Source organism: Marinomonas aquimarina, from assembly GCF_900089755.1.
Taxonomy (GTDB): domain Bacteria; phylum Pseudomonadota; class Gammaproteobacteria; order Pseudomonadales; family Marinomonadaceae; genus Marinomonas; species Marinomonas aquimarina.
The window spans coordinates 13,190-25,609 of the sequence record NZ_FLOC01000016.1 but is presented as its reverse complement, the minus strand read 5'-3'; the positions used below and the strand labels follow the sequence as shown (position 1 = coordinate 25,609).

Here is a 12,420-nt window from a genome sequence, read left to right as displayed (position 1 = left end):
CTGTTAGTGCCCCAAGCTTGGCAATAGACCTGTCGGCATTAAGCCATTGTGCGCCGCGCTCTTAATCAGATCGCTGGCCTTCTCAATGTCTGCAGCAAAATAACGGTCCTTATCATAAAACGGCACATGAGAACGCAGTTCCGCTTTGGCCTGTTCCAAGATCGGCGTGGTTTTTAAGGGCGTTCTAAAATCCAAACCCTGTGCTGCGGCCAACATCTCCACCGCTAAAATGCCGCGGGTGTTTTCCGCCATATCACGCAAACGACGTGCGGCAAAGGTCGCCATGGACACATGATCTTCTTGGTTAGCGGAAGTCGGTAAGCTGTCCACGGACGCGGGATGAGCAAAGGTTTTGTTTTCACTGGCCAACGCCGCAGCGGTAACTTGAGCAATCATAAAGCCAGAGTTCACTCCGCCGTTGTCCACCAAAAATGGTGGTAATTTGCTTAAGCTACTGTCGATCAAGAGCGCCATACGACGCTCGGACAAACTGCCGATTTCAGCAATCGCTAAGGCTAAGTTATCCGCTGCCATGGCCACCGGCTCAGCGTGAAAGTTACCGCCGGAAATAATGTCACCATCTTCGGCAAATACCAGCGGGTTATCGGACACGGAATTGGCTTCTACCACTAAGGTGTTGCCTGCATTGCGAATTTGCTCCAAGCAAGCGCCCATCACTTGTGGCTGACAGCGTAATGAATACGGGTCTTGCACCTTTTCACAGCCCACATGGGAACTGCCGATGTCACTGGTTTCATCTAATAAATGACGGTAAGCCGCGGCCACATCGATTTGCGTTTGATGACCGCGCACCAGATGGATACGCTCATCAAACGGACGACGACTGCCCAGAGCGGCCTCCACGGAAAAGGCACCACAGGTAACAGCGCTGGCAAATAAGTCTTCCGCTTCAAATAATCCTTCTAGAGCAAATGCTGTCGAGGCTTGGGTACCATTTAACAGCGCCAAGCCTTCTTTGGGTGCCAAAGTAATCGGCTCCAATCCCGCCACCGCGAGCGCCGCCTTACCCGACAGAATTTCCCCTTGGTAACGGGCTTTGCCTTCCCCTAATAGCAAAGCACTCATATGCGCCAGCGGAGCCAAATCCCCCGAGGCACCGACCGAACCCTTCTTGGGAATACAGGGGTAGACCTCTTTATTGATCAAGGTGATCAGCGCTTCGATCACCGCCAAACGAATCCCAGAAAATCCCCGCGCTAAGCTGTTGACCTTCAGCGTCATCACCATTTTCACGGTGGCATCGTCCATCAACTCACCAATACCGGCCGCATGGGAAAGCACGATACTGCGCTGCAGTTCTTCTAAGTCCTCTGGAGCAATACGAGTATTGGCCAGCAGACCAAAACCAGTGTTGATGCCGTAGACAGTGCGGTCTTCGCGTATCACATCGTTAACCACTTGGGTACTGGCCTCAATCGCGGGGATTGCTGCAGGATCAAGACTGAGTTTCACATGACGGCGACTGATCTGGCGTAACTGGGCTAGGGTCAACTGGCCGGGTTGTAAAGTTAGTTCAAACATAGGTTGCTTCTCATCCGTCATTTATTTGGTCGCTGTGGTGATCATCGGCAGGTGCAAGCCCTGTTCTTTGGCGCATTCAATGGCAATGTCGTAGCCCGCATCCACGTGACGCATCACCCCAGTGGCAGGGTCATTGTGTAATACGCGGGCAATGCGCTCTGCGGCTTCATCCGTACCATCACAAACAATTACCACCCCAGCGTGTTGTGAAAAGCCCATGCCAACACCACCACCATGGTGGAGCGACACCCAAGTGGCCCCCGAGGCGGTATTAAGTAAGGCGTTTAATAGCGGCCAATCGGACACTGCATCCGAGCCATCGCGCATGCCTTCGGTTTCACGGTTTGGACTCGCCACCGAGCCTGAGTCCAGATGGTCGCGGCCAATCACCACAGGAGCGGATAGCTCACCCGAGCGCACCATTTCATTAAAGGCTAGACCGAGTTTGGCGCGCTGACCAAGCCCGACCCAACAGATACGCGCAGGCAGACCTTGAAACTGAATACGCTCACGAGCCATATCCAGCCAGTGGTGTAAATGCTCATCATCAGGGATCAGCTCTTTCACCTTGGCATCGGTTCTATAAATGTCTTCAGGATCACCGGATAACGCCGCCCAACGGAACGGGCCGATACCGCGACAGAACAGAGGACGAATGTAAGCGGGCACAAAACCGGGGAAATCAAAGGCGTGCTCAACGCCCTCTTCCAAGGCCATTTGACGAATGTTGTTACCGTAATCAAAGGTAGGCACGCCCATTTTTTGGAAGTCCAACATGGTGCTAACATGCACCGCCATACTTTGCTTAGCGGCTTTGGTGGTGCCAGCGGGGTCTTGCTGGGCGGCCGTTTTGTACTCTTGCCAACTCATTCCTTGAGGTAAATAACCGTTAAGAGGATCGTGAGCGGAGGTTTGGTCGGTGACCATATCTGGGCGCACGCCCCGTTTCACTAGCTCCGGTAAGATATCGGCGGCATTACCACACAAGGCAATGGAGATGGCTTTGCCCTCAGCGGTATAGCGTTTAATGCGCTCTAAGGCATCGTCGATATCCGTCGCCTGCTCGTCCACATAACGGGTACGTAAGCGAAAATCGATACGGCTTTGCTGACATTCAATATTGAGTGAACAGGCGCCCGCTAGGGTGGCGGCCAGCGGTTGTGCGCCCCCCATGCCGCCCAATCCGGCGGTTAAGATCCAGCGCCCCGTTAAATCACCGTCGTAATGCTGACGACCCGCTTCAACAAAGGTTTCATAGGTGCCTTGTACGATGCCTTGGCTACCGATGTAAATCCACGAGCCCGCGGTCATCTGACCGTACATGGCCAAGCCCCTGGCATCCAACTCATTGAAATGTTCCCAAGTGGCCCAGTGGGGGACTAAGTTAGAGTTGGCGATCAACACGCGCGGTGCATTGCTGTGGGTTTTGAAGACGCCTACTGGTTTGCCCGATTGCACCAGCAAAGTTTCGTCGGCTTCCAGAGTTTTCAGGGTGGCGACGATCTGGTCATAGCACTCCCAGTTGCGCGCGGCGCGGCCAATACCACCGTACACCACCAATTCTTCCGGATTCTCTGCCACCTCTGGGTCGAGGTTATTCATCAACATGCGCAAAGGTGCTTCGGTGAGCCAGCTTTTGGCGTTCAGCGTGGTGCCACGTGGGGCGCGAATTTCACCTTGGCGATAGCGATTGTCTGTCATGGTCATACCTTCTTATTGTCATCGTCTAATGGGGGACGTTATTTTATAAACATGTATATACAAGCTATTTTTAGAAAATAGAAGGGATCGCGAGCCGATGCAAGGATTTTTTAGAACGCTATGGAATATTGCTTAGACGATGTGGTTAACGACTGAAGTGTCCAAACAATTGGAAACGACTGCCTGGGTGCAGCAAACGGGCCGCGGTCACGATCTTCGCCCCCGACCAGGTGCGGCGTTTGATTTGCAAACAGGGCTCATTGGCAGTCACTTGTAACAACTCACATTCGCGGGCATTGGGTAACACGGCTTCCACCAAATGCTCCCCTTCAGTCATGGGCGCGGCTTGCATCAAATAGACATAGGGCGTTTGGCGGGTGAAGTCTTGCTCGGCGTAAGCGGGGGCCAGTTCAGCATTGACGCTACGCTCTTCTAACTGGATCGGCAGGTCGTTTTCAAAGTGCAAAATCACCGAGCGAAAAATCTCATGATTGGTGCGTACGCCAAGAGTGACGGCCTCTTCCACGGTCGCTTTACCACGGCTCAACTGCAACTGCTCAGCACGATAGACGGCGCCACGAGAGGCGACCTCTTCGGCAATATTGTGCACTTCAAACAACGCTGAATGGGCTTTTTTCTGCGCCACAAAGGTGCCCAAACCTTGCTGGCGAGTCAGCACGCCTTCTGCGGTCAGTTCACGCAACGCCCGGTTGACCGTCATACGACTGACATTCAAGGCTTTGACCCACTCCGCTTCAGACGGCACACGCTGATTGGCTTGCCATTGACCGGAGGCGACTTTGTGGGCAATGGCTTGCTTCAAGCGGGCATAAATCGGCGCCGGCGTATCCGGTAGATCGGCAAAGAAATTGTCCAGCAAAGCAGAAGTCGAATCGGTCACAACGGTTCCTTGGTGAGCGTTAACAGAAAGTGAAAGTATACCCTTGTTGCTTGTATTTAAAAACATTAGCTTGTATATACATATTAGACCAATAATAAAAAGGCAACTTGGATATGACGCGCTACTTTGCTCCTTTGGCCTATTTGCAACAGGGCTGGGCAGATAATGTTTTGCTAACCGTGGTAGATGGCCACTTTAGCCAGATTGAAACCAACGCCAAGGCCACACAGGCGGATGTGATACTGGACGGCCCAATTCTGCCCACGGTAGCGAACCTGCATTCCCATGCGTTTCAACGATTGATGGCAGGCAAGGCGGAAATCGCTCACCACCCTGAGGACAGTTTTTGGAGCTGGCGCGAGCTGATGTACAAAACTGCCAGCGAACTGACGCCCGAAGCCTTGCACGTCATAGCCAGCAAGCTTTATATCGAACTGTTAAAAGGTGGCTTTAGCCAAGTGGGCGAGTTCCACTATGTCCATCATCAGCCAGATGGCACGCCCTATGCCAACAGCACAGCGTTAGGCGAAGCCATCTTCAACGCAGGCCAAAGCGTAGGCATGGGCGTCACCCTATTGCCGGCCTTATACCAATACTCAGGCTTTGGCCAACAAGCCCCAAATGCCAGTCAGCAACGTTTTATTCAATCCAGCCAAGCCTATATTGAACAGCAGCAAGCTTACCAAGCACTGCTTAATGCCTACCCGCAGCATCAATTAGGCCTGTGCTTCCACTCTCTACGCGCCACCGATTTTGACGCCATCAAGCACGTCATGGCGAGCTTACATCACGGTCAACCGATACATATCCATATTGCTGAGCAGCAAAAAGAAGTCGACGATTGCCGCGCCCACTCGGGTAAGCGTCCAGTGCAGTGGTTATTGGAAGAGTGCCCTGTCGATCACCATTGGACCCTGATTCACGCCACTCATTTAGCGGACGAAGAAATTCAAGCCATTGCCAAGTCCGGTGCTTGTGTGGGGATTTGTACTACCACAGAGGCAAACTTAGGCGATGGACTCTTTCCAGCGTTAGCTTATGAGCAGGCTGGCGGTGTCTGGGGCATAGGTAGCGACAGTCATGTCAGCACCTCATTACAAGAAGAGCTACGTTGGTTCGAATACGGCCAACGGCTTAACCAGCATAAACGCAATCGACTTTACAGTGCGCAACAGCCTCGCATCGGCGACCACCTTTTTAGTAAAGCCTTACAAGGGGGCAACCAAGCCTGTGGCGTAGCGCTTGGTTTGGCAGAAGGTTGTCGCGCCGACTGGATGGTATGGGATAACACAGAGCCCTTTATTTATGCCAGTCAAACGCAGGACTTGCTCAACCGCTGGCTGTTTGGCCTAAATGTCAATCCGATAAAAGACGTCTATGTGGCAGGGCAAAAGGTGATCGAAAACGGTCATCACGCCCTAGAGAATGAAATCAACACGGCATTTGGAAAGCTTTTACGCCAAAGCTTCATATGAAGGTTGCCGTTCGGGCTAAGTAATAATCTTTAAGGCGATATAAGGCACCAGAAAAAAGACCACATTGATCAGCTTATAATGGCCGAGCCAGTTAAAATACAGACGCTCTAGCGCCCCCCTTTCAATGCGAAACAGGCGCATGTGAATACCAACAACCTGCTCTTTAAACAGTAATATCACAATCGCGGTAAAACTTAATAAGGCGATGTTGATGACCACACACCAGCCCAGCAAAGCGGTCACTTGATCCACTTCAAACATGATAGAGCCCTCTTCATACGACGTCAGATACGACCATGAATAATATAGGCCACTGGATCGCTTCTACATTAGCAATTCTGCAATATCAGTTTAGTTGCTAGCAGACCATAGTGACAGCCTGTGGCTTTGACAATTAAGCTCCCCACCTGCTCGAGAGAATTTGATGGCGCTGTTCTTCAAAGCGATCGACTTCTTTGGCCATTTTACGGTCAAACTGACGGTACGCCTTATCCACTTTCTTGCTCAGTTTATTACGCTGGTGGGCAATTTTCTTGCCATGGCGCGCGCGACGAGTGTCGTACCTAAAATCATGCTCCGCTTCGCGCAGCTTATGCACCAACTCTGATTCGAGACGGCGCATGGCTCGATCATGCTGCGCACCTAAGCGCTTTAAGGCTCGACGTGATTCATAAGAAAGGCGTTCGTGTCGATGGCGATACTCATCGTTGTAGCGGTAGTCTTGCCTTTGATCGTAATAGCGGTCGTCAGAGCCAATCCGAATGCGAATGTCATCGTGCACATCGCGGATCTTAACTTCCACCACCTCCACCACGACTTGTTCGATGATATCTTGCAGCTGATTTTGATAACGCGGCGCATCCGACGCCATGGCTGGGCCATAAGACAATAACATTAGACACGGAATGGCCACTTTAAACACAGGTCGAAGGCGAATCATGACGCTACTCTCTTCAATAAATTGGTTCAGAACGTCATGCTATTACCGCGAAAATGGCCCGTCTACGACAAGTCTGAGTTTTACTCAAAGCCGTATTTAACCTAGCAAGATACTGACTGAACCGCACCATTGTGCAACCAAAGCCGCTGCCGCTGCGGCTTGAGAGCTAGGATATTTTGCTGTCTTGCACGCACTTAGTAGAACAATCATATTAAAACAGCGCACCACCCCTACTAAAATCTATGAATAGACGTCGTCGCTGTGAGGATTTTCTTAACCTAGACGTGTTAAAATGCGGAAAAACACTACTTCCTCTAGTAAAGGATATTCCATGACTTTGTCGACCAGCCAGTCATCCAACGTCGTTATTGTTAGTAACTCCTCTGACAACCCTTTTGCCATCGATGTCGCTTATGCGATGGGCCAACATGAAGACATCGCTGATATCATCAGCATGAAGCACTTCATGAACTCCGAGTTTTGCCCGCGTTTCATCTCTGATGAAGCGGATTTTGACAACATCGGCCGCAAGCTAAAAGGTAAATCTGTCGTTATCGTCAGTACTACTAGTCATGTGCAAAGCCGCCAAGAACTCGCTATGGCGAACTTCATTATGGCGCGTGCAGCAAAAGAAAACGGTGCTGAGCGCGTTATCTTGGTTGAGCCAGATTTGTTCTACAGCGCACAAGACCGAGGCCCAAGCAAAGATCTAGGCAAAACTAGCTTCGAGCGTGATATCAAAGACATCAAGAAATTTGATGGTCAGCCGTTCACAGCGAAGCTGTATGCGCAAATGTTGAAAATGTCCGGTGTCGACACTGTGATGACCATCCACAATCACTCTGATTCTGTGCAACAGATCTTCAGTGAAGTGTTTGATGGTGACTTCCACAACCTGATCCCTTACGAAATCTACGCTCACTACCTACTGAACTCGAACATTCTAAGCTACGGCGAAGACGGTGAAGGTCTAGTCTTGTGTGCGCCTGATAAAGGTGCCCGTGACTTCGTTAAACAGATGTACAACACACTTGGTTTGACCAAAGCTAAGTTCATCATGCTAGACAAAGAGCGTACCGCTGAGCGTAAAGTAGAAATCACCCTACACAAAGAAAGCGAACACACTTTTGAAGGCCTAGACGGTGCCAGCATCGTGCTGTTTGATGACATGGTCCGCACCGGCTCCACTATCATCAAATCTTGCCAATTCTTGAAGCAAATTAACCCTGAGCGCATGGTCTTTGCAGTATCACACTTCTACGCCAGCAATGAAGGCCGTGAGCGCATGGCGCACCCTGCCCTAGGTGAAATCCTGACGCTGAACACACTACCAACCATCCTTAACCGTGACGAGCAAGGCCGTCTACGTAAGAAAATGGTGGTGCTAAAAGTCGAAAAATGGCTAGGCCAAGAGCTGAGCAAAATCTTAGGCTTGCCACAAAGTGAAGAGCAAAACCCTTACAAGATCGATATGTCGTCTAAAAACCCTCGCTTTAAGCGTAAAATCTGGTTTAGTGAAGAACTACACGACTTGAATAACGATGCTTAAATAGCGTTTAAAAAGCCCGTCTGAGACGGGCTTTTTTGTGTCCGCAAGGCTCGCTCGCCTAAGGCTTAAAAGTGGTAGTTGGCACGCACGCGTAACTCATCGTTTTGCGCATCTTTACTGCCCATTTCAAAGGCCGCCGTCAGACTTAAACCGCCAGCGAACGTATAGCCACCATTAATCGCCGTGTAGGCACGTTTGTAGTCCACACCATCTTCTACTAGGTAACTGGTGCCCACGTAAACGTTCGAAGTCAGATTGTATTTCGCTGCGATCTTAGTCGACTCTTGACCTGCTTGATATTGGTAAGCAAACACATCTGACCAGGTATAAGCCAAATCAGCGCCATTACCAACACCTGGAATGACATCCGCATCATCGCCAACCGTAGTGTAAGCTAAGGTCACATCCACTGGGCCAAAAGACGCATCACCTTTTACACCAAACAAGTCACTGCGCTCCTCACCCTGCTCTTTACTGCTGTAGTACTGTGCAGCAATAGCATAGTTATCGAACTGAAAACTCGACTCGAGGTAGGCCGTTTCGAACGCATCCATGGCATCGACGTAAGCAGCTGTTAGCGTGACATCATCAATTGACGTGTTTTTCAGCGCCAAGGTGTAAGCGCCATCGTCTAGATCAAACGCCCAAGGTGCCCCCGCAACACGGAACGTTTCCGTGAATTCGCCAATATTACCGTTACGATCGGTACGTGCCTGGAACTTGTCCATGTAGGCAAAGGTAATGGTGGTATCCGCTAGATCTCGGTTAACCAAAGACAGACCTTGGAAAGCTTCTTTGGTGACACGGGAGCCACTGCCGCCCATTAATGGCGACCAGAAGTACATACGACCAAGTTGTGCCTTGGTATTGCCGAACTCATAAGACAGGAACGCCTCTGATAACTGCCCACCCGAGCCGTACATATTGCTACGACGTGCCTGCTTGGCTTGCTCATTGGCCCAAGGTGAGCTGGTGTATTGGAACGTACTTTTAAAGCTAACGTCGTGAAACTTTGCGGTCTGATAGCTTAAATCTAAACCCAGTGTCGCAATCTCATTATCAGGACCGGACTGGTTATCACGGGCGAAATAATAGGCCTGGGCAGTTCCGCTGACCTGACCGTTTTTGAAAGCTTCATTTAAAGAGTTCGCAGTCGCACTGCTGGCTGAAAAAGTAGCAATCACGGGCACTACTGCAAGCGCAGCAAAGCCGTTGTTAAGGCGTTTCATGGTAATTTCCTGTGATGACATTAGGTGAAAGGGCTTCTGATTTGATAAGCGTTGGCAGGCTGCCATGCAGCACCAGATCAATTATAGTTATGTTATAACAAAACATTTCTATCATATTGATCTAAATGTGAAATATTATTGCAACATTAGTGGAAGCGCCTTATTCAGGCGGCACAATCGCGACACAGGAGCACGACAGGAACAGAGCTAAAAGGCGTGATACAGGAAAACTAGCAACCTGCCCTAAGGCAGGCCACTAGCTCGGTACTGAGTTTGAAACCGATGTTTACCCAGAATTAATAATGGATAATGGTACGGATCGATTCACCACTCTTCATCAAATCAAAAGCAGTATTGATGTCTTCCAGCCCCATGTTGTGCGTAATGATTGGGTCGATAATGATGTCACCGTCCAAGTATTCATCCACCATGCCCGGTAGCTCACTTCGACCTTTGACACCACCAAAGGCAGTACCTAACCACTGACGGCCAGTCACTAGCTGGAATGGACGAGTCGAGATTTCCTCGCCTTCACCGGCCACACCGACGACCACACTTTTCCCCCAACCTTTATGAGTACACTCAAGCGCGGAACGCATGATGTCAGTACTACCGATACATTCAAACGAGTAGTCGGCACCACCATCGGTCATTTCGATGATCACTTCGGCAATCGGTTTATCGTAATGGCTTGGGTTTACAAACTCAGTACCACCAAAGTCTTTGGCTTTCTCCAGTTTGTAATCATTGATATCAACACAAATAATACGCCCTGCTTTGGCTTTTAAAGCACCTTGAACGACTGACAAACCGATAAAGCCCATGCCGAAGACCACCACAGTTGAGCCTTCTTCGACTTTGGCAGTGTTCAGTGCCGCACCGATCCCTGTGGTGACACCACAGCCGAGCAGACACACTTTATCCAGTGGCGCTTCTTTGTCGATTTTCGCCAGAGAGATTTCTGCTACCACAGAATACTCAGAGAACGTCGATGTGCCCATGTAATGGTAGATAGGCTCGCCGTTGTAGCTAAAGCGTGTCGTGCCATCTGGCATCAAGCCACGGCCTTGGGTTTCACGAACCGCTTGGCAAAGGTTGGTTTTGCCGGATTTACAGTATTTACATTCACCACACTCCGGGATGTAAAGTGGGATCACATGGTCACCTGGTTTTACACTGGTCACGCCTTCGCCCACGGCTTCAACGACGGCGCCACCTTCGTGGCCCAATACACAAGGGAATACGCCTTCAGGATCTTTACCTGACAAGGTGAAGTAATCGGTGTGACAGACACCGGTTGCCACATTTCGAATCAGCACTTCGCCGGCTTTTGGTTCTTCTAAATCCAACTCCACGATTTCTAACGGTTGGTTTGGCGCAAAGGCAACGGCAGCACGAGTTTTTATCATCTTAGGTCTCCACTAGACACTAGAGGTTTGATTGCCGTATGCGGCGGATAGATGGCGCATTCATACGGCGCTTAAGTGCGTTACTCTCTGCAGCAGCATGACTTTCGAATGCTGTTGGCTCGAGCAACTCAGTGGGGCGTACTGTATTTTGTTTCACTGATAATGATAATTAGGCGATTTTGAAAATTACTTTTACATATATGCAACAATAGCGAGATAGAATCCAACGCTTGTTGTGCCACGGATAGATATAAATAAATCGTCATCTCATCCTTTTTAAGTCTAATTTCCTCATCAAAAAGGCAAAAATAAGCATTTCCATTTGGCGATCTGGTTAGAGAAGATAATCTCTAAAGGGTTTGTGGTAGGTTACAACCTCTAAGAATAATCGCTCAGTTCCACTGTTAAGGAGTCACCAAGGTGAGTTTACGTTCGAGTGTTGTTATGGGTATGTTGTTGGCGACCAGCAGTCTGCCAGCATTTGCGGCCTCATTTGAAGTGCCACGCAACTTTGAAATTATGTATTTGAATCTCGAAGACCCAGGTCGCTTCGGTGGCGATTTCGAGACCGAAGTCGCGGCAGGCGAACACCAATTTGTGGTGCGTTTTAATCAGCGCGTGGGCGGTGGCAGCAATGCCGAGCAGTTCCAATCTGAGCCTTTCATCATTGATATTAAACTGGCAGAAGACGCTGAAATTGTTCTGCAAGCGCCTTACTTCTTCCGCAAAAACGATGCGGCAAAGTTTGCTAAACAGCCTGAATTCTCGCTGCTTAACAAAACCACAGACGCCAAACCTGACTACGAAGTGCGCATGCTGCCTAAGCAATCTGGCGTACAAATCATGCGTGACTACAAGCGCGAAGTAAAAGACTTCACCGCCACCTATAAGCAACCAGTGGTTGATAGCCCAGTCCCCGCTGCGGCCAGCGCCACGGCGACAGAAGAACTGGAAATGCTGAAGTTCTGGTACAACAAAGCCGACGCCAGCACGCGTAAAGACATACGCATTTGGATGGTGGACTCGTCCCATCAAGCCAAAGCGCCTAGCACCGCTTATGATATGTTAGGCTTTTGGTTCAATAAGGCTTCCAAAGAAGACCAAAAAGCTTTTCAAATCTGGTTGTTAAACGAATAAACCACCGCTGCGCCATAAAAAAACCGACTGCGATAAGTCGGTTTTTTTGTTTTGGCTCAGAGTGATCCTGTCGACCTCAATGGCCGTGTTACTGTCGCGGTTGTAACGCCAGTTGGCCCTGTTCGATGGTCAGGTTCAACGGTACGCTGGACAACAGACGTACAGCATTATTGCTGGTATCCAAGGTGTACACTGGGTTTGAAGCCAAGTAACCGTTGATCAGCATCATCACCTCTTTACTCACAGGGGCCAAGTTACCTTGGTAGCCCGCGGCATCAATTGAGCTGTTGAGCAAGGCTAGTGAGTGCACAAAGATCGCCTTCTTCTCACTGTCGTAATAAGGCGTACCTTCCAATTCAAGATTGAGTTTCGCTGGATAAGTAAACCCTAAGATATTGATACTGGCTGTCGCCATGGTACCTAACTGCACCACATCGCGCCCTTCTGGTCCGATGTTCACGGCAGTGACAAGGTTGCACAACCACTGATCAGGACGGTCAAGCAAGCGATCATGAAAGCTTTCATATTAGGGTCCAT

11 protein-coding genes are annotated in these 12,420 nt (G+C 49.9%); 3 read left to right on the top strand and 8 right to left on the bottom strand.

Annotation, left to right across the window (positions count from 1 at the left end; translation table 11 throughout):
* Positions 1-3: 3 nt before the first annotated feature.
* The 3 genes from hutH to hutC all read right to left on the bottom strand — a co-directional run bounded on the left by hutH (position 4) and on the right by hutC (position 4,144).
* Positions 4-1,542 (bottom strand): histidine ammonia-lyase, encoded by a 1,539-nt coding sequence (gene hutH, locus MAQ5080_RS13055; RefSeq protein ID WP_067211128.1) that lies wholly within the window; start codon positions 1,540-1,542, stop codon positions 4-6.
* 21 nt (positions 1,543-1,563) lie between these two features.
* Complete coding sequence (gene hutU / locus MAQ5080_RS13050) at positions 1,564-3,243, bottom strand: urocanate hydratase (protein ID WP_197464622.1); 1,680 nt, start codon at positions 3,241-3,243, stop codon at positions 1,564-1,566.
* 145 nt (positions 3,244-3,388) lie between these two features.
* The gene (gene hutC, locus MAQ5080_RS13045) at positions 3,389-4,144 is read right to left on the bottom strand and encodes a histidine utilization transcriptional repressor HutC (RefSeq protein WP_156496580.1); all 756 of its coding nucleotides are present in this window, start codon (positions 4,142-4,144) and stop codon (positions 3,389-3,391) included.
* Positions 4,145-4,257: 113 nt separating this feature from the next.
* Here hutC and MAQ5080_RS13040 point away from each other — a divergent pair, with 113 nt between their 5' ends.
* Positions 4,258-5,619: a formimidoylglutamate deiminase gene (locus tag MAQ5080_RS13040; RefSeq protein ID WP_067210899.1), complete on the top strand. Its 1,362-nt coding sequence runs from the start codon at positions 4,258-4,260 to the stop codon at positions 5,617-5,619.
* Positions 5,620-5,634: 15 nt separating this feature from the next.
* Here the strand turns inward: MAQ5080_RS13040 and MAQ5080_RS13035 are convergent, their stop codons facing one another.
* A complete protein-coding gene (locus MAQ5080_RS13035) occupies positions 5,635-5,880 on the bottom strand; it encodes a DUF6868 family protein (protein WP_067210895.1) in 246 nt (81 codons plus the stop codon).
* Positions 5,881-6,013: 133 nt separating this feature from the next.
* Complete coding sequence (locus tag MAQ5080_RS13030) at positions 6,014-6,559, bottom strand: hypothetical protein (RefSeq protein WP_067210892.1); 546 nt, start codon at positions 6,557-6,559, stop codon at positions 6,014-6,016.
* Positions 6,560-6,890: 331 nt separating this feature from the next.
* Here MAQ5080_RS13030 and MAQ5080_RS13025 point away from each other — a divergent pair, with 331 nt between their 5' ends.
* A complete protein-coding gene (locus tag MAQ5080_RS13025; RefSeq protein WP_067210889.1) occupies positions 6,891-8,108 on the top strand; it encodes a ribose-phosphate diphosphokinase in 1,218 nt (405 codons plus the stop codon).
* A 65-nt stretch (positions 8,109-8,173) separates the two neighbouring features.
* On the opposite strand, the gene MAQ5080_RS13020 is transcribed toward MAQ5080_RS13025, so the two are convergent.
* Together MAQ5080_RS13020 and MAQ5080_RS13015 are read right to left on the bottom strand one after the other, a co-directional pair.
* The gene (locus MAQ5080_RS13020; RefSeq protein ID WP_067210886.1) at positions 8,174-9,337 is read right to left on the bottom strand and encodes an OprD family outer membrane porin; all 1,164 of its coding nucleotides are present in this window, start codon (positions 9,335-9,337) and stop codon (positions 8,174-8,176) included.
* A gap of 296 nt (positions 9,338-9,633) precedes the next feature.
* The gene (locus MAQ5080_RS13015; RefSeq protein WP_067211121.1) at positions 9,634-10,743 is read right to left on the bottom strand and encodes an S-(hydroxymethyl)glutathione dehydrogenase/class III alcohol dehydrogenase; all 1,110 of its coding nucleotides are present in this window, start codon (positions 10,741-10,743) and stop codon (positions 9,634-9,636) included.
* 423 nt (positions 10,744-11,166) lie between these two features.
* Here MAQ5080_RS13015 and MAQ5080_RS13010 point away from each other — a divergent pair, with 423 nt between their 5' ends.
* Positions 11,167-11,883, top strand: coding sequence for a YccT family protein (locus MAQ5080_RS13010; RefSeq protein WP_156496578.1), 717 nt, complete (start codon positions 11,167-11,169; stop codon positions 11,881-11,883).
* A gap of 88 nt (positions 11,884-11,971) precedes the next feature.
* On the opposite strand, the gene MAQ5080_RS13005 is transcribed toward MAQ5080_RS13010, so the two are convergent.
* Complete coding sequence (locus MAQ5080_RS13005; protein WP_197464620.1) at positions 11,972-12,343, bottom strand: YceB family lipoprotein; 372 nt, start codon at positions 12,341-12,343, stop codon at positions 11,972-11,974.
* Between the last annotated feature and the right edge of the window lie 77 nt (positions 12,344-12,420).